At 71.5% G+C, this 24,408-nt stretch carries 18 protein-coding genes; 2 read left to right on the top strand and 16 right to left on the bottom strand.

Annotated features, from left to right (window positions below; translation table 11 throughout):
• Positions 1–82 precede the first annotated feature (82 nt).
• Positions 83–673 (top strand): TetR-like C-terminal domain-containing protein, encoded by a 591-nt coding sequence (locus KVF89_RS17345; protein ID WP_257427336.1) that lies wholly within the window; start codon positions 83–85, stop codon positions 671–673.
• 31 nt (positions 674–704) lie between these two features.
• On the opposite strand, the gene KVF89_RS17340 is transcribed toward KVF89_RS17345, so the two are convergent.
• The 13 genes from KVF89_RS17340 to KVF89_RS17280 all read right to left on the bottom strand — a co-directional run bounded on the left by KVF89_RS17340 (position 705) and on the right by KVF89_RS17280 (position 19,663).
• Positions 705–1,364, bottom strand: a complete 660-nt coding sequence (locus tag KVF89_RS17340; RefSeq protein ID WP_257427335.1) for a LutC/YkgG family protein — start codon at positions 1,362–1,364, stop codon at positions 705–707.
• Complete coding sequence (locus KVF89_RS17335; protein ID WP_257427334.1) at positions 1,361–2,836, bottom strand: lactate utilization protein B; 1,476 nt, start codon at positions 2,834–2,836, stop codon at positions 1,361–1,363. Before KVF89_RS17335 ends, KVF89_RS17340 begins: the two co-directional genes overlap by 4 nt.
• Positions 2,833–3,573: a (Fe-S)-binding protein gene (locus KVF89_RS17330; RefSeq protein ID WP_257427333.1), complete on the bottom strand. Its 741-nt coding sequence runs from the start codon at positions 3,571–3,573 to the stop codon at positions 2,833–2,835. The genes KVF89_RS17335 and KVF89_RS17330 overlap by 4 nt, the downstream gene beginning before the upstream one ends.
• A 110-nt stretch (positions 3,574–3,683) precedes the next feature.
• Positions 3,684–9,434 (bottom strand): family 78 glycoside hydrolase catalytic domain, encoded by a 5,751-nt coding sequence (locus KVF89_RS17325; RefSeq protein WP_257427332.1) that lies wholly within the window; start codon positions 9,432–9,434, stop codon positions 3,684–3,686.
• A gap of 129 nt (positions 9,435–9,563) precedes the next feature.
• Entirely contained in the window at positions 9,564–9,800 is a 237-nt protein-coding gene (locus tag KVF89_RS17320; protein WP_257427331.1) for a helix-turn-helix domain-containing protein, read from the bottom strand.
• Positions 9,797–11,272 (bottom strand): rhamnulokinase, encoded by a 1,476-nt coding sequence (locus KVF89_RS17315; protein ID WP_257427330.1) that lies wholly within the window; start codon positions 11,270–11,272, stop codon positions 9,797–9,799. The genes KVF89_RS17320 and KVF89_RS17315 overlap by 4 nt, the downstream gene beginning before the upstream one ends.
• A gap of 21 nt (positions 11,273–11,293) precedes the next feature.
• A complete protein-coding gene (locus KVF89_RS17310; RefSeq protein WP_257427329.1) occupies positions 11,294–13,330 on the bottom strand; it encodes a bifunctional aldolase/short-chain dehydrogenase in 2,037 nt (678 codons plus the stop codon).
• Positions 13,331–13,356: 26 nt separating this feature from the next.
• Positions 13,357–14,544 (bottom strand): L-rhamnose isomerase, encoded by a 1,188-nt coding sequence (gene rhaI, locus KVF89_RS17305; protein ID WP_257427328.1) that lies wholly within the window; start codon positions 14,542–14,544, stop codon positions 13,357–13,359.
• 2 nt (positions 14,545–14,546) lie between these two features.
• Positions 14,547–14,912, bottom strand: a complete 366-nt coding sequence (locus KVF89_RS17300) for an L-rhamnose mutarotase (RefSeq protein WP_257427327.1) — start codon at positions 14,910–14,912, stop codon at positions 14,547–14,549.
• A gap of 50 nt (positions 14,913–14,962) precedes the next feature.
• Positions 14,963–15,997: a rhamnose ABC transporter substrate-binding protein gene (rhaS, locus tag KVF89_RS17295; RefSeq protein ID WP_257427326.1), complete on the bottom strand. Its 1,035-nt coding sequence runs from the start codon at positions 15,995–15,997 to the stop codon at positions 14,963–14,965.
• Positions 15,994–17,091 carry an ABC transporter permease gene (locus KVF89_RS17290; RefSeq protein ID WP_257427325.1) on the bottom strand — a complete coding sequence of 366 codons (1,098 nt, stop codon included), beginning with the start codon at positions 17,089–17,091 and terminating at the stop codon, positions 15,994–15,996. Before KVF89_RS17290 ends, rhaS begins: the two co-directional genes overlap by 4 nt.
• Positions 17,088–18,119, bottom strand: coding sequence for an ABC transporter permease (locus KVF89_RS17285; protein ID WP_257427324.1), 1,032 nt, complete (start codon positions 18,117–18,119; stop codon positions 17,088–17,090). Before KVF89_RS17285 ends, KVF89_RS17290 begins: the two co-directional genes overlap by 4 nt.
• The gene (locus KVF89_RS17280; protein WP_257427323.1) at positions 18,116–19,663 is read right to left on the bottom strand and encodes a sugar ABC transporter ATP-binding protein; all 1,548 of its coding nucleotides are present in this window, start codon (positions 19,661–19,663) and stop codon (positions 18,116–18,118) included. The genes KVF89_RS17285 and KVF89_RS17280 overlap by 4 nt, the downstream gene beginning before the upstream one ends.
• Before the next feature lie 181 nt (positions 19,664–19,844).
• Here KVF89_RS17280 and KVF89_RS17275 point away from each other — a divergent pair, with 181 nt between their 5' ends.
• Positions 19,845–20,876 carry a LacI family DNA-binding transcriptional regulator gene (locus tag KVF89_RS17275; RefSeq protein ID WP_257427322.1) on the top strand — a complete coding sequence of 344 codons (1,032 nt, stop codon included), beginning with the start codon at positions 19,845–19,847 and terminating at the stop codon, positions 20,874–20,876.
• Positions 20,877–20,994: 118 nt separating this feature from the next.
• Here KVF89_RS17275 and KVF89_RS17270 read toward each other — a convergent pair whose 3' ends face one another.
• The 3 genes from KVF89_RS17270 to guaB form a co-directional block, all read right to left on the bottom strand.
• On the bottom strand, positions 20,995–22,101 hold the full coding sequence (locus KVF89_RS17270) for a GuaB3 family IMP dehydrogenase-related protein (RefSeq protein ID WP_257427321.1): 1,107 nt from the start codon (positions 22,099–22,101) through the stop codon (positions 20,995–20,997).
• A 37-nt stretch (positions 22,102–22,138) separates the two neighbouring features.
• Entirely contained in the window at positions 22,139–22,678 is a 540-nt protein-coding gene (locus KVF89_RS17265; RefSeq protein ID WP_257427320.1) for a Uma2 family endonuclease, read from the bottom strand.
• Between the two features lie 191 nt (positions 22,679–22,869).
• Positions 22,870–24,372, bottom strand: a complete 1,503-nt coding sequence (gene guaB, locus KVF89_RS17260) for an IMP dehydrogenase (protein WP_257427319.1) — start codon at positions 24,370–24,372, stop codon at positions 22,870–22,872.
• Between the last annotated feature and the right edge of the window lie 36 nt (positions 24,373–24,408).

The raw sequence follows: 24,408 nt of genomic DNA, 5'->3' as shown, positions 1-24,408 counted from the left end.
CCTGCCTGACACGTTACTAGAACGTGTTCTATGTCATGACTGCCGTTACGGTACCCTCGGTATCGAAAGAGGGGAAGGGGTCATGGGGACGAAGATCGCCGGTCCTCGGGCGACCGGCCGGCCGCGGGATCCGCGGATCGAGCGGGCGGCCCTCGACGCGGTCCGCGCCCTCCTGGTCGAGGGCGGGTACGCCGCGGTCACCGTCGCCGCCGTCGCCGCGCGCGCGGGGACGACGAAGGCGGCGCTCTACCGGCGCTGGCCCGCGCTCCCCCACCTCGTCCACGAGGCGGCGTTCCCCGGTGAGCTGGCCCTTGAGATGCACCTCGGCGCGGACCTCGCCACCGACCTGGGCGGCGTCGTCCGCGGCACCCGCGACGCGCTCTGCACGCCCGTCGCCGCGGCCGCCCTGCCCGCGCTCCTCGCCGAGGTGCAGACCTGGCCGGACCTGCACGCCGCGATGATGCAGCGCTTCGCGGGCGTCTTCCGCGCTCTCGACGAGCGGATCCGGGTCGCCATCGATGCCGGCGAGGCGCATCCCGACACGCGCGCCGACGACCTGCTCCAGCTGGTCCTCGGCGCGGTCATCACCGGCGTCATGCTGACGCCGGGACAGCTCGACGACGCGTGGGCCGACCGACTCACCGCGGCCCTGGGGCGTGGCCTGCGGCGCTGACCTGCCCCGCCCTGAAGGGGGCGGCCGGCAGTCAGGAGGGGTTCGGGTCGACCACGACGACGTGGAGTCGGCGGGGGCCGTGGACGCCTTCGACGCGGTCGAGCTCGATGTCGCTGGTGGCGCTGGGGCCGCTGATCCAGGTCAGCGGGCGTTGCGGGTCGAGGAGGGTGATGGCGTCGGGTACGTCGGGGACGATCTGGTCGGCGTGCACGATGCAGATGTGGTGGTCGGGGACCAGGGTGATGGCGCGGCGGCCCTGGTCGGGTTCGTGGTCGAGCACGATGGTGCCGGTCTCGGCGATGCCGAGACGGCAGCAGGTCACCACGGCGTGGCACGCGTCGAGCTCGGTGGCGGTGAGGTTGGTGTCCACCACGGGGGTGGGGACCGCGGCGCGGATCGCGGCGAGGAGGTCGTCGGGCAGACCCGGCGGTACGACGACCCGCGCGTCCTCCGGGAGGGCGTCGGTGAGGGCGGCGGTGAGGGCGGCGGGTGGGCAGCGCACGACGGTGGCGCGGTAGTCGGCGACCCGTTCGGCGAAGTGGGCGACCAGGCCGGTCGCGTGCGGCGGCACGGCACCGGGTGGGGCGACGATGGGCGTGGTGGCGCTCTCGAGGTTGCTGTCGACGTCGTGGAGGGCGGCACGGATCCGGTGGAGGATCTCGTCCCGGGCACTCGTCTCGGCGTGGTTCACGACCGCTTGCCTCCGTTGGTGCGTTTCCACCAGTTCCGGAAGGACTCGGTGGGTGGGGTGGGGAGGTCGCGGGCGTCGGTCCAGGCCGCGCCGGGCCCGGGCAGGCGGCCGATTGTGGTGCGGCCCAGCGAGGTACGTCCGCGGCGGCGCAGCAGTCGCCCGGCCAGGGAGGACAGTCGTTCGGCCTGGTTCAGGCGCTTCGCGTCGGTGAGGGTCCAGGCGGCGGCACGGAAGGCGATGGCTTCGGGTTTGGCGAGCCGGTCGGTGCGGTGGGCGTCGACGACCTGGGAGCGGAGGTGGACCAGGACCTCGGGGATGTCGATGCGGACCGGGCAGGCCTCGAAGCAGGCCCCGCACAGGGTGGAGGCGTAGGGCAGGGAGTCGGTCTGGGGGTCACCGGTGCCCTTGAGGAGGGGGTTGAGGATGGCACCGATGGGGCCGGGGTAGACCGAGCCGTAGGCGTGGCCGCCGGTGCGTTCGTAGACGGGGCACACGTTGAGGCAGGCCGAGCAGCGGATGCAGCGCAGGGCCTGGCGGCCGACCTGGTCGGCCAGGGCGCGGGTGCGGCCGTTGTCGAGGAGCACGACGTGGACCTCCTGGGGGCCGTCACCGGTGGTGATGCCGGTCCAGGTCGAGGTGTAGGGGTTCATCCGCTCCCCGGTCGAGGAGCGGGGCAGCAGCCGCAGCAGCGGGTCGAGCTCGGCCCAGGTCGCCACGACCTTCTCGATCCCCACGATGCTGACCAGCACCTTCGGCAGGGTCAGGCACATCCGTCCGTTGCCCTCGGACTCGACCACGACCAGGGTGCCGGTCTCGGCGACGGCGAAGTTCGCCCCCGACACCGCCATCGGGGCGCGCAGGAACTTCTCCCGCAGGTGCTCACGCGCCGCGGCCGCCAGGACCGCCGGCTCATCACTCAGATCGACGGGTGCGGGGCGGCCGACCTGTCCCATCCGGCGGGCGAAGATCTCCCGGATCTCGGCACGGTTGCGGTGGATCGCGGGGACCAGGATGTGGCTGGGCAGATCACCCCCGAGCTGGACGATCAGCTCGGCCAGGTCGGTCTCCCAGGCGGCGATCCCCTCGGCGGCCAGGGCCTCGTTGAGCCCGATCTCCTGGGTCACCATCGACTTGACCTTCACCACCTCCTCGACCGCATGGGCCCGGGCGATGTCGACCACGATCCGGTTGGCCTCGATGGCGTCACGCGCCCAGTGCACCACCGCACCCCGCGCGGCCAACGCCTCCTCCAACCGCACCAACTGCGCATCGAGCGTGCGCAACGCACGGTCCTTGACCGCCGCACCAGCCAGCCGCAGCTCCTCCCAGTTCTCCACCTCGCCCACCACCGCGGCCCGCTTGCCGCGGATCACGCCCGTGGCATGGGCCAGGTTGTGCCGCAACTGCGAATCAGCCAACGCCGCCCGGGCCGCGACCGGGAACGCCGGCATCCCCACGAACGTCCCGCTCATGCCGGCTGCTCCTCGGTCGCGGCCAGGACCTCGGCCAGATGCATGGCACGGACCCCCGAGCGGCCCCGGTCCAGCACACCCCCGATGTGCATCAGACACGAGTTGTCCCCCGTCACCAGCACCTCAGCACCCGTCTCACGGACATGACGGGCCTTGTCGGTGCCCATCGCGACCGACGTGTCGGCGTTCTTGACCGCGAACGTCCCCCCGAACCCGCAACACTCCTCCGCCTTCACCAACTCCACCAACCGCAGCCCCCGCACCTGCTCCAACAGTCGCCGCGGCCGGTCACCCACACCCAGCATCCGCAACGAGTGACACGTCGGGTGATAGGTCACCGTGTGCGGGAAATAGGCCCCCACATCACTCACGCCCAGCACATCAAGGAGGAACTCGCTCAACTCGTACGTCCTCGGCGAGGTCGCCGCGACCGCGGCCACCAGCCCCGCATCCCCCGACCGGGCCGCGACCAGCCGATGCTGATGCCGCACGGAGCCCGCACACGACCCCGACGGCGTCACCACCGCGTCATAGCCCTCGAACGCACCCACGAACGACCGCACCACCGGCACCGCCTCATCGAGATAGCCCGTGTTGACCATCGGCTGCCCACAACACGTCTGCGCCACCGGGAAGTCCACCTCCACCCCCAGCCGCCGCAACAGACGAACCACCGCCCGCCCCGTCCCCGGAAACATGGCGTCGTTGACACACGTCACCATCAACGCGACCCGCATAGCGCACACTCTCCCACCTGTTGCAGGGTGAAACGATTCACACCGTACCGCCGGAACGGCCCGACCGCGAGTCACGGTCGGGCCGTTCCGGCGTCACTCCGGCCGGGTCGTCAGCGCCGCCTCACCTTCATGGCGGCGCTGGTCACCGTGACGCTCTGGTGTCCGGCGAGGGAGACGGTGACCCGCACGCGGACCTTCTCGCCCTGCCACTTCCGCTTCAGCCGCAGGGTGGCCTTCGTGCCCTTCTTGATCGCCTTGCCACCGACGAGCCACTGGTAGGAGACCGTGGCACCCGCGGGCACCGCGAGGGTCGCGGCCAGCTTCTTGCCGACGCGCGCCTTGCCGGTGATGACCGGGACGCCCACGGCGAGGTCGGCGGCGGTCACCGGGCCGGTCGTCGCCGAGTCCGCGAACCCGCTGTCACCCGCCTTGGTCGCCGTGACCCGCACCGAGAGCCGGGAGCCGAGGTCGGCCACGCCGACGACGTACGTCGTCCCGGTGGCGCCGGCGATCGGCGTCCCGTCCCGCAGCCACTGCCGGCTGAAGGACAGCCCCTTGGTGTTCCACGAGCCGTCGGTCGCGGTCAGGGTCGAGCCGTGCTGCGGGACGCCGGTCACCTGGGGCGCCACGACCGCGGCGATCTGGTCGACATCGGCCAGCGTCACCGTGGTGCGGTGCACCGCCTCGGTGTTGCCCGCGAGGTCGGTCGAGACGTACTCGACGACGTGGTCGCCGTAGCCCTCGACCTGGACCGGGCCGCCGTCCGCGCGCTGCCACGCACCGCCGTCGATCCGGTAGCGGGTGCCCGCGACGCCGGAGAGGGCGTCCTCGGCGGAGAACTCCACCTGCGCGCGGTCGGAGCCCTCCACCCCGCTGCCCCGCTTCGCGGTGACCACGGTGACGGGCGGCGTCAGGTCGATGCCGACCGTCAGCTCCCCCGCCGCCGACCGGTTGCCCGCGGCGTCGGTCGCGCGGTACGAGACGACGTGCTCGCCCTCCTCCGCGATCGCGACCGGCCCGGAGTAGTCCTGCCAGCCCGAGGAGCGGCCGACCTGCACGACCGGCGCCGGGTCACGACCGTCCGCGGCCGTCACCTCGACGCTGACGGGCGAGGAGTACCAGCCCCCGGTGCCCGGCACGCCGCCGGTGACGCCGGCGGACACGTCCGGTGCCCGCGTGTCGTCGGTCAGGGGCAGCACCCACATGTCGGCGATGGAGGGGTCGAAGTAGCCGGAGGCGTCGAGCGGGTACTCGTACTTGATCCGGGCCGTGCCGTCCGCGGGCAGCACCGCCGGGTCGTCGACGACGAGGTCGTAGACCTTGATGCCCACACCGGTCGCGGTCCGCGGGACCAGCTGGGTCCGCACCAGCACGTCATCGACGTAGACGTTGTACTTCTTGGTGCGCGGACCGTCGTAGGTCTCGACGTTGCGGATCAGGAACGGCTCCCCTGCGGGGACGTCCACCTCGACCGAGTACCACGAGCCCGGGTACGCCGAGTGCGCGTAGCGCCGCGTGTAGCCCGCCTCGGTGTTGGTGCCACTGCTCGCCGACGCCTGCAGGCCGTGTGCCTGCTCCGACGCGGAGGCGCCGAAGTCGACGTGGTCGACGGCCTCGACCGTGGGCGGGTGCGGCAGGTCGACGGTCACGCTCGCGGCCTTGGACACGCTGACCCGGCCGGCCTGCCGGACGTCGACCGTCAGGTCCACCGCACCGCCGACCAGGTCGAGCGGCACGGACAGCGGCACGGTCGCCGTGACGGTCTCGCCCGCGGGCACGAGCGTCTCGGTCGAGGGGACCGCCCGCCAGCCCGCGGGGAGCCCGCGGACCGCCACGGAGACCCGAGTGTCGCGGTCGCCGTCGTTGGCCACCGGGACGTCGAGGACGACCCGCTCGACCGGGTCCTCGTCGGCCGGTTCGGCGGTCACCTCGCCGATGCCGAGGCCGGAGTCGACGTGCACCCAGTCGGCGGTCACGTCGCTGACCTCGTACGCCTTGCCCCCGAGGGTGAAGGTCACGTCGAGCGCGGCGTCGTAGTCGCCGGCAGCCGCGTTCGCGGGCACCGCCAAGGTCACCGGCACCTGCGCGTCCTCGCCGGGGGCGAGGTCGGGCACCGGGACCGTGACCGGCGTCCAGCCGGCCACGGCGACGGAGGCCGCGACGTCGGTGACAGCGCTCCCGCCGTCGTTCGCGACGTCGACGGTGCCCGTCGCCTCCGCCCCGGCGGACACCGGCGCACCCGCCGGCGGGAGGCTCACCGTGACGCCCTCGGCCGTCATCACGACCCGGGCCAACGCCTGCTCGACGGCAGCCAGGCGAGTGTCGGCGGCGCCCCGGACGGGCGCGTCCACCTCGCTGTCGCCGAGCCAGGCGCGCAGCCCGCGGATCGCGTCGAGCGCGGCCACCAGGTGCTCCGTGGCGGCCTCGCCGTCGGCCGTGCGGGCCGCGAGCACGGCGTCGCGTGCCTCGTCGAGCCCGTCCGTCAGGTGCGTCCCGGCCTCCGCGGTGAGGTCCCCGCCGGCCACCGTGTCGCTCACGTGGTCGCGGGCCGCGGCGATCAGGTCGAGGATCGCGCCGAGAGGCGCGTCGGCCGCGGTCACCAGGAAGTCGTAGCTGCCCGAGCCGATGGTCACGACCACGTCGCCGTCGGCATTGGTCACGCCCTGGACGCCCTCGACGTCGGCGAGGAGCTCGCCGCCCTCGGTCACCGCCCAGACGTTGGCCGCGGGGAGCACCACCTCCGCGGTGGTGTTGACGGGTACGTCGACCGCGAGCCGCAGGTCGTCACCCTGCCGCTCCCAGTCGGTCGTGATGGTGCCGTAGACCGAGTCCAGCTCACCGCGGGCGTCGGTCAGCGCGCCGTCGACGGCAGGCGCCACCCGGAACCTGCGGTAGCCGGGCTCCAGCGCACTGATGCCGCCGATGTGCTGGTACATCCAGTCGCCCACCGCTCCGTAGGCGTAGTGGTTGAAGGAGTTCATCCCGACGTCGCCGAATGAGCCGTCGGGCTTGATCGAGTCCCACCGCTCCCACATCGTGGTGGCGCCCATGGCGACCTCGTAGCCCCACGACGGGTAGTCCTCGTGCAGGAGCAGCTCGTAGGCGAGGTCGTCGCGGTCGATCGAGGTGAGGGCGGGCAGCAGCCAGGGCGTGCCGAGGAAGCCGGTCGTGAGGTGGTTGTCGCTCGCGGCGAGTTTGGCCACGAATTTCGCCGCGACCTTGTCGCGCATCTCCTCGGGCACCAGGTCCATGCCCAGCGCCATCGCGTAGGCGGTCTGGCTGTTGCCGGTGACGGTGCCGTCGGCGGCGACGTACTCCTCGCCGAAGGCCGCTCGGACGTCGGCCGAGCGCTGCGCGAAGGCGGCGGCGTCGGCGTCCTCGCCGATCGCGGCGGCCATCTCCGCCATCATCCGGGCGTCCTCGGCGTAGTACGCCGTGCCGAGCACGCCGACCGGGGTGTCGTCGTTGAGGTTGAGCCAGTCGTTCCAGTTGCCGCGCGCCGTGTCGATCAGGTCGGGACCCGCTCCGGCGACGACGAAGTCGAAGTACTTCGTCATGAGGTCGTAGTACTGGCGCACGATCGCGGTGTCGCCGAGTGCCCGGAAGACGGCGTACGGCACGGTGATGCCGGCGTCGGACCAGCCCAGCCCGGCGCCGAGGTCGATGCCCGGTGGCACCGGCGCGATGCCGGGCAGGTTGCCGTTGGCGTAGGCGGCATCGCTCAGGTCGCGCATCCACTTCGCCAGGAAGGACCGGGTGTCGCGCAGGTAGCTCGCGGTCGGGGCGAAGACGTTGATGTCGCCGGTCCAGCCGAGCCGCTCGTCGCGCGCCGGGGTGTCGGTCGGGATCGAGAGGAAGTTGCCGCGCTGGCCCCACGAGATGTTGCTCTGCAGCTGGTTGAGCATCGTGCTCGAGGTCTCGAGGTCGCCGATGGCGGGCAGGTCGGATCCCCACACCACGCCGGTGACGTCACCGGCCGCGGGCGGCGTGCTGGCCCCGGTGATCTCGACGTAGCGGAAGCCGTGCTGGGTCAGGGTCGGCTCGTAGGTGACCGTGCCGGCGGCGCCGAAGGTGTAGTAGTCGGTCACCTTCGCGGCGCGGAGGTTGGCGGTGTAGAGGGTGCCGTCGGGGTTGAGCATCTCGCCGTAGCGCACGCGCACCGCGGTGCCGGCCTGGCCGGTCAGCACCATCCGGGCCACGCCGACCATGTTCTGACCGAGGTCGTAGACGAAGGCGCCCGGCGTGGGCTCGGTGCGCTCGACGACGTCGATCTCCTCGGTCGTGCGGACCGGCTCGTCGGGCTGCGGTACGACGAGCTCGGTCGCGGACTCCCGCACCACGGCGGGCGTCCACCCGCCGTCGTCGTAGCCGTGCTGGTCCCAGCCGGCCTGGGCCAGCCGGGCGTCGAAGGTCTCGCCGTCGATGTTGTCGGCGGCGACGTAGGGGCCCGCGTGGGTGGTCCAGTCGTCGCCGGTGTCGACCCACTGCGTGGTGCCGTCGGTGTAGTCGATGCGCAGGCGGGCCAGCAGCGAGAGCCGGTTGCCGTAGACGCCCGGTCCCCACATGCCGACCTTGCCGCCCCACCAGCCGTTGCCCATGGTCGCGCCGAGGCCGTTGTCGCCCGCACGGACCTGATCGGTGACGTCGTAGGTCTGGTGCTGGAAGCGGGTGTTGTAGTCGGTCCAGCCGGGCGCGAGGTGCTGGTCGCCGACGGGCTCACCGTTGAGGGTCAGCTCGTAGATGCCACGGGCGGTGGCGTAGATCCGGGCCCGCTCGACGCTCTTGCCGCTGTCCGTGGCGAAGTCGGTGCGCAGCAGCGGCAGGTTGTCGTCCGGCGAGTGCCACAGGAACTCCTGGTTGCCCTTCACCTCCAGGCCGCCGGCGACCAACGCTCCGCCGCGGAACGGGTTGCCGTCGGAGAAGTCGGTGTCGAGCAGCACGTCGCCGTTCTCGGCCTCGACGCGCACGGCATGGACGGTGAAGGCCTCGGTGCCCTCGGTGGCCACCGACGTGCGGAAGCCGACGTATCCCTTGCCGAAGTTCGTCCGGGTCCGGGTGTCGATCTGCTCGCCGTCGATCGACGTGGTGATCGTGTCACCGTCGACCGTCACGCTCATCCGGTGCTGCCCGGTCCGCAGCTCGTCGGCCGTGATGACCGAGCTGATGTCCACGTCGCCGAGCGCGGCGTAGTTGCCGTTGACCTTGGTGTGCGGGCGGAACAGGGCCTGGTCGCCCACCGCCTTGACCTGCCACATGTAGCCGTTGTTGGTGTTCGCGCTGCGGATCATCGCGGCGAAGACGAGGTTGTCGAGGGTGAAGTCGAAGTCGGCGGTGTAGTCGGTCCACCTGTTGACCTCGGTGTCGGCGGGCGCGCCGACCCACTCCGCGCCGCCCCAGTCGCTCGCGTCCAGCAGACCGGTCTCGAACCAGGTCGGATCGCTCCACTCGCTGGCCGCGCCCGCGCCGTCCCAGACCCGGACGCGCCAGGAGTAGCGGGTCTGGGAGGCGAGCGCCGGGCCGGCGTACGCGACGTTCAGCTGCTCGGACGACTCGACCCGGCCCGAGGACCAGACGGCCGCTCCCCCGTCGGCCTCCGCGACCTCGAGCTCGTAGGCACTCTGCACGACGCCTCGGGCTCCGCCGGTCGACCTCCAGCCGAAGACGACGTCGTCGGCTCCGATGCCGAGGGGCGTGGTGCGCGCGTTGGTCTGCAGGCCGGCGACGGCGAGCGCCTCGCCGGGGGCGGCCGCAGCGGCCGCTGCGGCCGGGGCTCCGAGGGTGAGCGGTCCTCCCGTCAGCATGCCGAGGGCCAGCGTGGCGGCCGCGACCGTGGAGGTCAGATACCGGCGGCGTGGGGTCATGGGTGCCTCCTGATTGAAACGTTGCAACAGCAACCTAGGAGGTATGTGACGACCACCACAAGGAGGTTGTCCGGATCCGGCCGCACCCGATCCCGGGGCCCGGTTTCGTCCCGGGTCGGGACGGCCCGGTCAGATGAGGCCGGTGCGGACGGCGTGGACGACCGCCTCGATCGAGGAGTCGACGCCGAGCTCGTCCGCGACCGTGCGCAGCCGTCGGCGCACGGTCCGGTCCGACACGCCGATCCGGCGGGCGATCGCGTCGATCGTCAGCCCCCGGGCGAGCAGGCTCAGGATCTCGAGGTCGAGGCCGGTGGGCGCCCACCCCTCGTCCTGGCCGGTCCTGCGCCGCTCGTCGACCACCGTCATCCGACGCGCCGCTCGGCCGCCGCCCAATCGGTCCCGTCCCGCGGCTCGAACCTGCGGACGTCGTACGAGCGAGCGATGAGATCTCGCATCGCCGGCAGGTCGGGCAGGTCGGCGCCGAGGGCGCGCCCCTGGACGAGGACGTTGCCGAGCGCGGCCGCCTCGACCGGTCCGGCGAGCACCGGCAGGCCGCAGGCGTCGGCGGTGAGCTGGCAGAGGACCTCGTTCTGCGAGCCGCCGCCGACGATGTGGACGACAGCGGGCGAGGTCCCGGCGAGGGTGGCGGCGGTGCGGACGTGGCGGCGGTAGGCGACGGCGAGGCTGTCGACGATGCAGCGGGTGATCGCGACCGGCGAGCGCGGGATCGTCTCGCCGGCCTCCGCGGCCAGCACGGCGATCCGCTCGGGCATCGGGTCCGCCGCCGTGCTCGGGGCGAGCAGCCGGGGATCGTTGATGTCGACCACCGTGCGCAGCGGCTCGAAGTCCGCGGCGGCCGCGACCAGCGAGCGCAGCTCGACGTCCTTGTAGCGCCGCTCGGACCACGAGCGCAGCGACTCCGAGAGCACCCACAGGCCCATCACGTTCTTGAGGAAGCGGACCGTGCCGTCGATGCCGAGCTCGTTGGTGAAGTCCGCCGACCGAGCGGCCTCGGTGAGCACCGGGGCGTCCAGCTCCAGACCGACCAGGGACCAGGTGCCGGAGGAGATGTAGGCGAAGTCGCCGTCGCTCGCGGGCACGCCGACCACGGCGGAGGCGGTGTCGTGCGAGCCCACCGCCACCACGGGTACGTCGCCACCGGCACCGACCTCGCGGGCGACCTCGGCCAGCAGGGGGCCGAGCAGGGAGCCCGGGTCGCGCAGGGGCGGCAGGATCCCCCACGGGAGGCCCAGGTCGCGGCACAGGTCGACCGCCCACGCGCCCGCGCGGACGTCGTACAGCTGGGTGGTCGAGGCGTTCGTGCGCTCCGCGCCGATGACGCCCGTGAGCCAGTAGCCGAGCAGGTCCGGCAGCAGCAGCATGGTCTCGGCGGACTCCAGCGCGGCGGTGCCGCGGGCGGCGACCAGCTGGTAGAGCGTGTTGAACGGCAGCTGCTGGATGCCGGTCGTGGCATAGAGCGCGGACGCGCCGATCTCGGCGACCACCTTCTCGGCGATCCCGTCGATCCGCGCGTCGCGGTGGCTGAAGACCTGGCCGAGGAGCAGGCCGTCGCGGTCGAGCAGCCCGTAGTCGATCGCCCAGGAGTCGATCCCGATGCCGTGCAGCGGGCCGGTGCGGGCGACCTCACGAATGCCGGCCAGGGTCTCGCGGTGGATGCCGAGGACATCCCAGAACAGCGCGCCCCGGGCCCGCACCGCCCCGTTGGGGAAGCGGTGCATCTCGTTGATCTCGACGCGCTCGCCTGTGATCCGGCCGGACATCACCCGACCCGACGTGGCGCCGAGGTCGACAGCGGCGACCCGGACCGCCCTGCTCATCGCGCCGGCCTCATCGCGGACTCATCGGAGGAAGGCGGCCGCGACCCCGGCATCGACCGGGATGTGCAGGCCTGTGGTGTGGGTGAGCTCAGGCCCGCAGAGCACGAACACGGCGTTGGCGATGTGCTCGGGCAGCACCTCGCGCTTGAGGATGGTGCGCTGGGCGTAGAACTTGCCGAGGTCCTTCTCCTCCACTCCGTAGACGGCCGCACGGTTGGCGCCCCAGCCGCTGGCGAAGATGCCGGAGCCCTGGACCACGCCGTCCGGGTTCACGCCGTTGACCTTGATCCCGTGCTCGCCCAGCTCGGCGGCCAGCAGGCGGACCTGGTGGGCCTGGTCGGCCTTGGCGGCGCCGTACGCGACGTTGTTGGGGCCGGCGAAGATCGAGTTCTTGCTGGAGATGTAGACGATGTCGCCACCCATCTGCTGCTCGATCATCACCTTCGCGGTCGCCTTGGCGACGAGGAAGGAGCCCTTGGCCATCACGTCGTGCTGGAGGTCCCAGTCCTTCTCGGTGGTCTCCATCAGCGACCGCGACAGCGACAGGCCGGCGTTGTTGACGACCAGGTCGACGCCGCCGAAGGCCAGGACGGCGGCGTCGACGGCGGCCTGGACGGCGGCCTCGCTGCTGACGTCGACCTGGACACCGACGGCGACGTCAGGGCCGCCCAGCTCGGCCGCGGTCGCCTGGGCCTTCTCCAGGCTGAGGTCGGCGATGACGACACAGGCGCCCTCGGCCGCGAGCTTGACCGCGGTGGCCTTGCCGATGCCCGAGGCGGAGCCGGTGACGAGCGCGACCCGGGTGGCGAGCGGCTTCGGCTTCGGCATCCGCTGGAGCTTGGCCTCCTCGAGCGCCCAGTACTCGATGCGGAACTTCTCCGCCTCGTCGATCGGCGCGTACGTCGACAGGCCCTCGGCGCCACGCATGACGTTGATGGCGTTGGTGTAGAACTCACCGGCCACGCGGGCGGTCTGCTTGTCCTTGCCGAAGCTGAACATGCCGACCCCGGGGACCAGCACGATGAGCGGGTCCTTGCCGCGGATCGCCGGGGAGTCCGGCGTCGCGTGGCGGTCGTAGTAGCCCTGGTAGTCCTCGCGGTAGGCCGCCGCGAGCTCGTGCAGACGGGTGATGCTGTCCTCGACACCCGCGCTCGGTGGGAGGTCGAGGACGAGCGGCTTGACCTTGGTGCGCAGGAAGTGGTCGGGGCACGACGTGCCCAGCTCACCCAGACGCGGGTGCTCGGCGTGCGCGAGGAACTCGAGCACCACGTCGGCGTCGCTGAAGTGACCGACCATGGGACGGTCCGCCGACGCGATGCCGCGGATGGTCGGGGCCAGCGCCGCGGCCTTGGCCCTGCGCTCGGCGTCCGGCAGCGCGGCGTACCCGTCGAGGGCGGCGCCGAACGGCTCGGCCCTGGAGTGCTCGGCGATGTAGGCGGCAGCCGTGTCGATGATCCACAGCGAGCTGGCCTCGGCCTCCTCGCTGGTGTCGCCCCACGCCGTGATGCCGTGGCCGCCGAGGATGCAGCCGATCGCCTGGGGGTTCTTCGCCTTGATCTCGGCGATGTCGAGGCCCAGCTGGAAGCCGGGCCGGCGCCACGGCACCCAGACGACCTTGTCGCCGAAGATCGTGGTGGTCAGCTCCGGGCCGTCCGCTGCGGTCGCGATCGCGATGCCCGAGTCGGGGTGCAGGTGGTCGACATGGGCGGCGTCCACGAGGCCGTGCATGGCGGTGTCGATCGACGGCGCCGCACCGCCCTTGCCGTGCAGGCAGTAGTCGAACGCGGCGACCATCTCGTCCTCGCGGTCGACGCCCGGGTAGACGTCGACCAGGCCGCGCATCCGGTCGAGGCGGAGCACGGCGAGGCCGGACTCGGTGAGGGTGCCGAGGTCGCCCCCCGAGCCCTTCACCCAGAGCAGCTCGACGGGCTCGCCGGTGACCGGATCGGTCTCGGTGCCCTTGGCCGAGGTGTTGCCGCCCGCATAGTTGGTGTTCTTCGGGTCGGCGCCGAGGCGGTTGGAACGCGCGATCAGCGCGGCCGCTGCGGGGTTGGTCATGGTGCCCTTCGTTCGGGTGAGTGGGGTCAGGTCCAGGACAGCTGGGTGCCGCCGACGCGGGCCGCCTCGATGTCGCGCTGGTAGCCGGACTCGGCGTACGCGCGCATCGGGTCGCCCGGAAGGCCGCGCTCCTCGCGCCAGGCGGCGAGATCGGCTCGGACATCGGTGTAGAAGGCGTCCATGAGCACTGCGTTGGCGCCCAGCACGTCGCCCTCGGACTGCGCCGTCTCGAGTGCGGCGCGGTCGACGAGCAGGGCGCGGGCGGTCATCTCCTGCACGTTGAGCACCGACCGGATCTGGCCGGGGATCTTGTCCTCGATGTTGTGGCACTGGTCGAGCATGAACGCCACATCGCTGTGCCCGTCGGGGTTGGCCGGGCCGTAGCCGCCGCCGCGGATCACCTCGAAGAGGATCCGGAACAGCTGGAAGGGATCGGCCGCGCCGACGATCAGGTCGTCATCGGCGTAGAAGCGCGAGTTGAAGTCGAAGGAGCCGAGCTTCCCGAGCCGCAGCAGCTGCATCACGATGAACTCGATGTTGGTGCCCGGCGCGTGGTGGCCGGTGTCGAGGCAGACCACGGCCCGCTCGCCGAGCGCGCTGACCTGGGCGTACGACGTACCCCAGTCCGGGACGTCGGTGTGGTAGAAGGCCGGCTCGAAGAACTTGTACTCGAGCACGAGCCGCTGGTCGCCGCCGAGCCGGTCGTAGATGACGGCCAGCGACTCCGCCAGCCGGTCCTGCCGGCCACGCAGGTCGGCCTGGCCGGGATAGTTGCTGCCGTCGGCGAGCCAGATCTTGAGGTCGCGCGAGCCGGTCACGTCCATCACGTCGATGCACTCGAGGTGATGGTCGATCGCCTTCTGGCGGACCTTCGGGTCGACGTGCACGAGCGAGCCGAGCTTGTAGTCGTCGTCCTGGAAGGTGTTGGAGTTGATCGTGCCCAGGGCCACGCCCTGCTCCGCGGCATAGGCCGCGAGCGCGGCATAGTCGTCGCCCCGGTCCCACGGGATGTGCAGCGCGACCTTCGGCGCCAGGCCCGTGAACCGGTGCACGGTCGCCGCGTCCGCGATCTTCTCCTCGACGGTGCGCGGGGTCCCCGCGCTGCCGAAGACCTTGAAGCGGGTGCCGGAGTTGCCGAACGCCCAGGAGGGCAGCTCGATGGCCTGGCCCTCGAGCTGGGCCGCGATGGCGGCGAAGCCACCTTGACTAGTCATGATCAGTTGCCTTCGGTGAGAACGGGTCGGCGGGTGTGCTGGGCGAGCTGCTCGTCGAGATTGAAGACCTCGCGCAGCAGCACGAACCCCTCGTCGGGCGCGCCTTCGAGCTGGGTGAAGTACGGCGCCATCTCGGCCTGCCACCGGGCATTGACGTCCGTGGCGGCCATGGCGGCCTGGGCGGTGGTCAGGTCGTCGGCCTCGACGTACCCGATCAGCAGCCCGTCGTTCCGCAGGAACAGGGAGTAGTCGCGCCAGCCGGTCGCGGCGAGTGCGGCGAGCATGTCCGGCCAGACGGCACGGTGGCGCTCGGCGTACTCCTCCATCCGGTCAGGACGGACCTGGAGGCTGAAGCAGTAGCGGGGCACGGGTGTTCCCTCCTCCCTGTTCCTGCGGAGTGACGTGGTGAGCGGTCGGCTCAGAAGTGGAACTCGTCGATGTTGTCGGCGTTGAAGCGGAACGGGTCGCCGAGCAGCACGGTGCTGTCCGCGCCGACCGTGAACTCGCCCAGGTCGCCGGCCTCGAAGGTGTCGCCCTCGGCGCCGGTGATGTCGCCGTCGGCGAGCGCCTTGCCGGCGTACGCCGAGAGGTAGCCGAGCTCCTCGGGGTTCCACAGCGCGAACTCGGTGACGGTGCCGTCCTTGACGTAGTCACGCATCTGGTCCGGCGTGCCGAGCCCGGTCAGCGCGACCTTGCCCTTCGAGGCGGACGTCGACAGGTAGCGCGCGGCAGCGGAGATGCCGACGGTGGTCGGCGAGACGATCCCCTTGAGGTTCGGGTGGTCGGCGAGCAGGGCCGCGGTCTTGTCGAACGACGTCTGGTCGTCGTCGTCGCCGTAGACGGTGTCGACGAGCTTGATGTTCGGGTGGTTCGCGGCCAGGTCCTCCTTGATGAGGTCGATCCACGCGTTCTGGTTGGTGGCGTTCGCCGCGGCCGAGAGGATCGCGATCTCGCCGGCGTCGCCGATCTGCTCCGCGATCATGTCGACCTGGACCTTCGCGATGCCCTCCGCCGTGGCCTGGTTGATGAACAGGTCGCGGCACTCGGGGTCGGTGTCGGAGTCGAACGTGACGACCTTGGTGCCGGCCTCACGGGCGGCGTTGAGCGAGTCGCACAGCGCGGTCGGGTCGTTGGCCGAGACGATCAGCGCGTTGACGCCCTGCGCGGCGGCCGTGTCGATGTAGGACACCTGGGCGTCCGGGCCGGCGGTGTCGGGACCGACCTCGGCGAAGGTGCCGCCGAACTCCTCGACGGCCCTCTTGCCACCGGCGTCGCTGGTCTCGAAGTAGGGGTTGCCGAGGTTCTTCGGCAAGAAGGTGACGGTCGTCTTGTCACCGCCGCCCCCGCCTCCGTCCGAGCCACCGTCGTCGTCGCTGCCGCAGGCGGCCAGGCCCAGGGTGGCCACCAGCGCCAGTGCAGCGCCGGCAGCGAACCGCTTGGAGTTGATCCTCATTGAGCTACCTTTCGGGTGTGGTCGCCGTTGACCGGCGTCTTCGACGTGACCTCGGGGGCCACGGCCCGCCGCGGAAGCAGAGCCCGGATGCGCGGCAGGAAGTTGGAGGCGATCACCGAGCCGACGAGCAGCAGGCCGATGATGATCTGGATGACCTCGGAGCCCTGCCCGTCGAGCTGCAGCGCCGAGTTGAGGACGGCGATGAGGAGCACGCCGGCGATCACGCCGTGCAGTGCACCGCGGCCGCCGAAGATGGACACCCCGCCGAGGAGGACACCGGCGATCACCTTGAGCTCGAAGCCCGTGCCGGTGTCGGTGGCGACGGAGTTGGACTTGAGGGCGACGTACACGCCGGCGAGGGCGGCGACGGCCCCGCTGAGCGTGAACAGGATCAGCTTGGTGCGGGCGACGTTGACGCCGGAGAAGTGCGCGGCCTCGTCGCTCAGCCCGATCTCGAAGACGCTGCGGCCGAAGCTGGTGAAGTGCAGCAGCAGGCCGAAGAGCACGGCCAGCACGATGATCGGGATGATGATGTTGGGGTACTGCGTGTCGCCGATCCGCTCGGTCGGCCAGGTGCGCAGGGCGCCGGGGAAGCCGGAGATCCGCTTGTCCTGGATCAGGCCCTCGGCAAGACCGCGGTAGAGCGCCAGGCTGCCGATCGTGACCGCGAGCGAGGGCAGGCCGACGTAGGCGACGAAGAAGCCGTTGAGGGCCCCGAGCAGCGCGCCGACGACGATCGCGACCACCGCCGCGGACGGCACGGACAGGTCGTGGTCCACGACGAGGACGCCGGTGACCGCGGCGCTGGCGCCGAGGGTGCTGGCCACCGACAGGTCGATCTCGCCGGTGACGATGATCAGCGTCATCGGCAGCGCCATCAACAGGATCGGCGCGTACTCCTTGAGCAGGTTGTAGATCGTCAGCGGGCCGTCGAAGTACTGCACGTTGCCCAGGGCGTAGAGGAACACCACGACCAGGGCCGCGATCACGGCGGCCTCCCGGTTGAGCAGCAGGCGGGCGAGCACGCTGCGGGAGTACGCCGGGTACGTGCGAGTCTCCGCCGAGGCGGGCGCGACGGGCGTGGCTGTGCTCATGCGTGGTCCCTCGCTTCCACGAGCTGGTGGGTGCGGCGGATGCTGAGCACCCGGTCCAGGACGATCGATCCGATGATGAGAGCGCCGACCACCGCGCCCTGCCAGAACTCACTGATGCCCAGGATCGGGAGCGCACGGTTGATGGTGACCAGGAGGAAGGCGCCGATGGCCGCCCCCCACACGGTGCCGCTGCCGCCGAAGATCGCCACCCCGCCGATGACCACGGCGGCGACGGCCTGGAGCTCGATGCCGCTGCCGGTGCCGGAGAAGGCGGTGGCGTAGCGGGCCGCGGAGAAGACCCCCGCCAGGCCGGCCAGCGCGCCGCAGAGCACGAAGGCGCCGAGCACCCGGCGTCCCGCGGGCAGGCCGTAGAGGTCGGCGGCGTCGGGGTCGGAGCCGATCGCGTAGAGCTCACGCCCTCCGCGCGCCGTGTGGAGGTAGTAGCCGACGGCGGCGACCACGACGAGCGCGATGATGGTGAGCACCGGGATCGTCAGCACCTGCTGGGTGCCGAGCCGCTCGAAGTGCGCCGGGTAGTCCTGGGCGTTCATCCGGTCGCTGCCGACCTCGTGGGTCAGCGCGCCGCGCAGGACGTACATCGTGCCCAGCGTGATCACCAGCGCCGGCACCTTGAAGAGGGTGACGAGCACGCCGTTGATCGCGCCGATGACGGCGCCGACGGCGAGCCCGGCGAGGAACACCACCACGACGGAGATGTCGGGATTGGCGACGAAGATCTTGCCGGTGACATAGGCCGTGATGCCGAGCGTGGAGCCGACGGAGAGATCGACGTTGCGGGTCACCACCACGACCATCTGCCCGACCGCGAGCAGCAGGAGGATCGACGGCGCGAGCAGGGTGTCGCGCCAGCCGTCCGCGCTCAGCACGAACGAGCTGCGCCGCGCGGTGGCGAGCACGATGATCAGGCCGAGCACGATCACGATCGCCAGCTCGCGCGAGCGCAGCACGGTGTGCAGCGCCCGAGTGGCCGGGCTCTCCTGCGACGGGGCCAGGGTGGACGTACTCATGCCGGCTCCTTGGTCGCGGCGGTGGCGGAGGTGGACCGGGTGGCGGCGGCCATGACGTTCTCGGGCGTGGCGTCGGCGCGCGCGATGTCGGCGGTGATCCGGCCCTCGCAGACCACGAGCACCCGGTCGGCCATGCCGAGCACCTCGGGAAGCTCGGAGGAGATCATCACGATTGCCAGGCCCTGGCCGGCGAGATCGGAAAGCAGACGGTGGACCTCGGCCTTGGTCCCGACGTCGATGCCGCGGGTCGGCTCGTCGATGATGAGCAGCCGTGGCCCGGTGGCGAGCCACTTCGCGATGACGACCTTCTGCTGGTTGCCGCCGCTCATCGTGGCCGCGCGCATGTCGAGCGCGCTGGTCTTCACCTGCAGCCGCGCCGCCCAGGGACCGGCCGCCCGGTTCTCCGCGCGCGCCGTGAGCAGGCCGGTCCGAGCGAGGCCGCCACGGATCACCGCGCTGATATTGCGGGCGACCGAGCTCTCGATCACCAGACCCTGCTGCCGGCGGTCCTCGGGGACGAACGCCATGCCGGCGCGGATCGCCCGGCGGGGGCTGCCCTTCGGCACGACCCTGCCGTCGAGGGTGACGCTCCCCTCGTCGTACCCGTCGACACCGAAGACGGCCCGGGCGATCTCGCTGCGGCCGGCGCCGACGAGCCCCGCGAGGCCGACGATCTCGCCCGCGCGGACCTGGAAGGACACGTCGTGGAACTCGCCCGTGCTGCCCAGGCCCTGCACGTCGAGCACGACGTCGCCGATCGACGCGGGCGTCTTGGGGAACAGCTCGGCGACCTCGCGGCCGACCATCTTGGCGACGATCTCCGCCTCGGTGGTCTCCGCGACGCGTGCGGTGGAGACGTAGGCACCGTCCCGCATCACGGTGACGGTGTCGCACAGGTCGAAGACCTCGTCGAAGCGGTGGGAGATGAACACCAGGGCCCGGCCCTCGTCGCGCAGGCTGCGGGCGACCGCGAAGAGGCGTGCGACCTCGTTGCCGCTGAGCGCCGCGGTCGGCTCGTCCATCACGAGCAGCTTCGCGTCGAGCGAGATGGCCTTGGCGATCTCGATCAGCTGCTGGTCGGCGATGGAGAGGCCGTTGGCGACCCGGCGCGGGTCGATGCCGACGCCGAGCCGGGCGAAGAGCGCGTGCGACTCGGCGTACATCCGGGTCCGGTCGATGCGGCGGCCGCGGCCGCGGGGGTGGCGGCCCATGAAGATGTTCTCGGCGACCGAAAGATCGGGGAAGAGCGTGGGCTCCTGGTAGATCACCGCCACGCCGGCGGCCTTGGACTCGGCGGTCGAGCCGAAGTCGACCGGGTCGCCGAGGAGCCGGAACTCGCCGGCGTCGCGGCGATGCACCCCGGCGACGATCTTCACCAGGGTGGACTTGCCCGCGCCGTTCTCGCCGACGAGGGCGTGGATCGAGCCGGGCCACACCTCGAGCGTTCCCGAGCGCAGCGCGGCCACGGCACCGAACGACTTCGCGACGTCGCGCAGCTGGAGGGTCGGCATCCGCTCCTCGCGGCGCTCCTCGTGGTCCGGCATCGCACTCCCTCGGTTCTCGACATCCGCGCATTGAAAGGTTTCAATAGCGGATGCAGTGGACACTAGGTGACCGTGGTCACAGACGTCAAGGCATCTCGGCCAAGTTTTTTGAAACGAATCAAATGCAGCGGTACGCCGCTGTCTTGGGCCTAGGGTGAGCCCGACAACCACAGGAGGAAGCGTGACCACGAGCGAGGCGGCGAAGAGCGGCGACCCGAGCCGCAGCGTCTCCGTCAAGGACGTCGCCGCCGCCGCCGGGGTCTCGGTCGGCACGGTCTCCAATGTGCTCAACCGGCCGGAGAAGGTGTCCCCCACCACCCTCGAGCACGTCCAGCAGGTCATCGAGCGGCTCGGCTTCGTCCGCAACGACGCGGCCCGCCAGCTCCGCGCCGGCACCAACCGCGCGATCGGCATGGTCGTCCTCGACGTACGCAACCCGTTCTTCACCGACATCGCCCGCGGGGTGGAGCTGCGGCTGGCCGAGCACCGCCGCCCCCTCATCCTCGGCAGCTCCGACCAGGACGCCGAGCGCGAGTCGACCTATCTCGACCTCTTCGAGGAGCAACGGGTCAGCGGCCTGCTGATCACGCCGGTCGGCAAGGTGCTCCCCCGCCTGCGCCGGCTGCGGGAGCGCGGCACGGCCGTCGTGGTCGTCGACCGGCGCACCGGCAGCCGCGAGTTCTCCTCCGTCGCCGTCGACGACGTGCGCGGCGGCCGCCTCGCGGCGCAACACCTGTTGGAGTCCGGTCGTCGCAGGATCGCCTTCATCGGTGGTCCGCGCGGCCTCACCCAGATCAAGCACCGTCTCCACGCGGCCCAGGAGGAGGTCGACGCGGTCGACGGCGCCCGGCTGCGCTTCGTCGAGACGGGCACCATGGACGCCGACGCCGGACGGCGCGGCGCGGAGGACCTCCTCGCCGGTCCCGACCGACCCGACGCCATCTTCGCGGCCAACGACCTCGTCGCCCTGGGCGTGCTCCAGGCGTTGACGCTGGCGGGGGTGCGCGTCCCCGAGGATGTCGCCATCATCGGCTTCGACGACATCGACTTCGCCGCCTCCGCCGCGATCCCGCTCAGCTCGGTGCGCCAGCCGCGCGCCGAGATGGGCCGGGCCGCCATCGACCTGCTGCTCGCCGCCATCGACGATCCCGCCGCGCAGGCACGCGACATCGTGCTCGAGCCGGAGCTCGTGGTGCGCCGCTCGACCGGCTGACGCGGCGACCGCCAGGGGCGGGCGGCACCGCCGATCCGGGCCGGAGTCAGACCCTCCGCGTCACCGGGCCGGGTCAGTGCCGACGATCAGCGCGCCGCCGATCAGCGGCCCGCGACGCTCAGAGCGCGACCACCTCGACGCGCTGGAACTCCTTGAGCTCCGTGTAGCCCGTGGTCGCCATCGAGCGCTTGAGCGCGCCGACGAGGTTCATCGTGCCGTCGGCGACCCGCGAGGGACCGAACAGGATCTCCTCGATCGTGCCGACCTGGTCGAAGCGCACCCGCTGGCCGCGCGGCAGGTCGGCGTGGTGCGCCTCGGCGCCCCAGTGGAAGCCGCGGCCGGGCGCGTCGGTGGCGCGGGCGAAGGGCGAGCCGACCATGACCGCGTCGGCACCGCAGGCGATCGCCTTGGCCAGGTCGCCCGACGTGCCGATCGAGCCGTCCGCGATGACGTGCACGTAGCGGCCACCGGACTCGTCGAGGTAGTCGCGGCGCGCCGCGGCCACGTCGGCCACCGCGCTCGCCATCGGGACCGCGACGCCGAGCACCGTGCGGGTCGTGTGGGCCGCGCCGCCGCCGAAGCCGACCAGGACGCCGGCCGCGCCGGTGCGCATCAGGTGCAACGCCGCCTGGTGGGTGGCGCAGCCGCCGACGATCACGGGGACGTCGAGCTCGTAGATGAACTCCTTGAGGTTCAGCGGCTCGGCCTGGCTGGAGACGTGCTCGGCCGACACGGTGGTGCCGCGGATGACGAACAGGTCGACGCCGGCGTCGGTGACGGTCTTGGCGAACTCCTTGGTCCGCTGCGGCGACAGCGATCCCGCGACAGTCACCCCGGCCTCGCGCATCTCACGGAGCCGCTCGGTGATCAGCTCGGCCTTGATCGGCTCGGTGTAGATCTCCTGCAGCCGGCGGGTCGCTTCCTCGCCCTGCAGGCCGGCGACCTCGTCGAGCAGCGGCTCCGGGTCGTCGTAGCGGGTCCACAGGCCCTCGAGGTTGAGCACGCCGAGGCCGCCGTACCGGCCGAACTCGATCGCGGTCGTGGGCGACATGACCGAGTCCATCGGCGCCGCCAGGATCGGCAGTGAGAAGCGGTAGGCGTCGATCTGCCAGTCGACACTGACCTCCTCGGGATCGCGCGTGCGCCGCGACGGCACGATCGCGATGTCGTCGAAGGAGTACGCCGTCCGGGCCCGCTTGGCGCGGCCGATCTCGATGTCGCTCACGCCGTGAGGATATCGGCAGAGTGCCGGGACCCTTCGGTCAGCACAGAATGGCGGGCAGTTCGACGTGCACGACGCCGTGGTCGCCGACCGGGACGTCGGCGGTCGGGCTCGCGCCGTCGACCGTGGCCAGGAGCTCCCAGCGACCGTCCACGTTCGCCTGGACCTCGATGATGCGGGCGTCGATGTCCACCACCCAGTACTGGCCGATCCCCGCCTCGGCGTACTCCGGCGCCTTGCGGAGCAGGTCCTCGCCCTGCGTCGACGGCGAGAGCACCTCGGCGACGAGGACCGGCGTCTGCCTGATCGGGACCTCGTCCACCGGCTCGACGTCGAACACGACGACATCGGGCAACCGCTCGCGATTGCGCGGCAGGGCGACGCTGAACGCCTCGTCGACGCAGCAACCGGGCAGTGCCTCCTCGAGGAGGTTCGCCAGTCGCCGGGCGGCGCGCTGATGGCGCCGTCGAGGCCCCGTGGGACTCATGACGGCGACCCCGTCGACCCACTCCGCTCGCGTGTGATCGGGCAGCGCACGGTAATCCTCGTACGACATCGGAATGCGCAGCAGGGTCTCCACGTGATCTCCAACGGGTGCGACGGACACATCGGTGCTCCTTCCATGATGGACCCGAGAGCAGGTCGTCAGGAAGTGAACCGGGTTTCGTCAGCGCGCGAGCGCGTCCTCCACGGGCACCGACCGCGCATCGGAGACAAGCGTGGGCCCGAAGGGTCTGCGCGCCGCCTTCGATAGGCGACACGCTCGGTCCATCAAGACCGATGGTAGTTGGGCGCCTCGACGGTCATCTCGATGTCGTGCGGGTGGCTCTCCTTGAGCGAGGCGGAGGTGATCCGGATGAACCGGCCCTTCTCCCGCATCTCGGGGATGGACCGGGCGCCGACGTAGAACATCGACTGCGAGAGGCCGCCGAGCAGCTGGTGCGCGACGCCCGCGAGCGGGCCCTTGTAGGCGACCCGGCCCTCGATGCCCTCGGGGACGATCTTGTCGTCGCTGGAGACCTCGGCCTGGAAGTAGCGGTCCTTGGAGTAGGACTTCTTGCCGCGCGAGGACATCGCGCCGAGCGAGCCCATGCCGCGGTAGGCCTTGTACTGCTTGCCCTGGTGGAAGACGACCTCGCCGGGCGACTCCTCGCAGCCCGCGAGCATCGAGCCGATCATCACGGACTCGGCGCCGGCGACGATGGCCTTGGCGATGTCGCCGGACTGCTGGAGGCCGCCGTCGGCGATCACGGGTACGCCGGCGGGGCCGGCCGCGAGCGCCGCCTCGTAGACCGCGGTGACCTGCGGGACGCCGCAGCCGGTGACGACGCGGGTGGTGCAGATGGACCCGGGGCCGAAGCCGACCTTCACGGCGTCCGCCCCGGCGTCGACGAACGCCTGCGCACCCTCGCGGGTGGCGACGTTGCCGCCGATGACCTGGACGTGCCGGGTGGCCGGGTCCGACTTGAGCCGGCGGACCATGTCGAGCAGGAGGGTCACGTGGCCGTGGGCGGTGTCGGCGACGAGGACGTCGACGCCGGCCTCGATCAGGCCGGTGGCCCGCTCCCAGGCGTCGCCGAAGTAGCCGATCGCAGCGCCGACCATGAGCCGGCCGTCTCCGTCCTTGGAGGCCAGCGGGAACTGCTCGGACTTCACGAAGTCCTTGACGGTGATCAGCCCGCCGAGGCGGCCCTCGGCGTCGACCAGCGGCAACCGCTCGCGCTTGTGCCTGCGCAGCAGGGTCGTCGCATCGTCACGGCTGATGCCGACGTCGCCGGTGAACAGCGGCATCGGGGTCATCACCTCGTCGACCTTGGTGGTGGCCCACTCCGCGACGGGGGTGAACCGCAGGTCGCGGTTGGTGCAGATGCCGAGGAGGCGGTTGTCGGCGTCGACGACGGGGAGGCCGGAGACGCGGTACTCGCCGCAGATCCGGTCGAGCTCCTCGAGCGTCGCGTCGGGGCCGATGGTGACCGGGTTGGAGATGATCCCGGTCTGGGTCCGCTTCACGAGGTCGACCTGGTAGGCCTGCTCCTCGGCGGAGAGGTTGCGGTGCAGGATGCCGATGCCGCCCTGGCGCGCCATCGCGATCGCCATCCGCGACTCGGTCACGGTGTCCATCGCGGCGCTGATGAGCGGCGACCTCAGCGAGATCTCGCGGGTCAGCCGCGAGGTGGTGTCGATGTCGTCCGGCGCCAGGTCGGAATGACCCGGCAGCAACAGGACGTCGTCGTAGGTGAGACCGAGTGCGGCGAACTTGTCCGGGACCTCCACCCGATCAGTCTAGGCCGTGATCGGGGTCACGCCCGG

The sequence above is a fragment of the Nocardioides carbamazepini genome, assembly GCF_024614185.1.
GTDB classification, from domain to species: Bacteria; Actinomycetota; Actinomycetes; order Propionibacteriales; family Nocardioidaceae; genus Nocardioides; species Nocardioides carbamazepini.
The sequence above is the reverse complement of the archived record's forward strand: the minus strand, read 5'-3'. Positions and strand labels throughout refer to the sequence as shown.

Bases quoted from the DNA above. Each gene is read 5' to 3' on its own strand.
- KVF89_RS17285 (WP_257427324.1), bottom strand. From the start codon at position 18,119: ATGAGTACGTCCACCCTGGCCCCGTCGCAGGAGAGCCCGGCCACTCGG.
- KVF89_RS17320 (WP_257427331.1), bottom strand. From the start codon at position 9,800: ATGACGGTGGTCGACGAGCGGCGCAGGACCGGCCAGGACGAGGGGTGG.
- KVF89_RS17330 (WP_257427333.1), bottom strand. From the start codon at position 3,573: ATGCGGGTCGCGTTGATGGTGACGTGTGTCAACGACGCCATGTTTCCG.
- rhaS (WP_257427326.1), bottom strand. From the start codon at position 15,997: ATGAGGATCAACTCCAAGCGGTTCGCTGCCGGCGCTGCACTGGCGCTG.
- rhaI (WP_257427328.1), bottom strand. From the start codon at position 14,544: ATGACTAGTCAAGGTGGCTTCGCCGCCATCGCGGCCCAGCTCGAGGGC.
- KVF89_RS17315 (WP_257427330.1), bottom strand. From the start codon at position 11,272: ATGAGCAGGGCGGTCCGGGTCGCCGCTGTCGACCTCGGCGCCACGTCG.
- KVF89_RS17310 (WP_257427329.1), bottom strand. From the start codon at position 13,330: ATGACCAACCCCGCAGCGGCCGCGCTGATCGCGCGTTCCAACCGCCTC.
- KVF89_RS17335 (WP_257427334.1), bottom strand. From the start codon at position 2,836: ATGAGCGGGACGTTCGTGGGGATGCCGGCGTTCCCGGTCGCGGCCCGG.
- KVF89_RS17325 (WP_257427332.1), bottom strand. From the start codon at position 9,434: ATGACCCCACGCCGCCGGTATCTGACCTCCACGGTCGCGGCCGCCACG.
- KVF89_RS17290 (WP_257427325.1), bottom strand. From the start codon at position 17,091: ATGAGCACAGCCACGCCCGTCGCGCCCGCCTCGGCGGAGACTCGCACG.
- KVF89_RS17280 (WP_257427323.1), bottom strand. From the start codon at position 19,663: ATGCCGGACCACGAGGAGCGCCGCGAGGAGCGGATGCCGACCCTCCAG.
- KVF89_RS17345 (WP_257427336.1), top strand. From the start codon at position 83: ATGGGGACGAAGATCGCCGGTCCTCGGGCGACCGGCCGGCCGCGGGAT.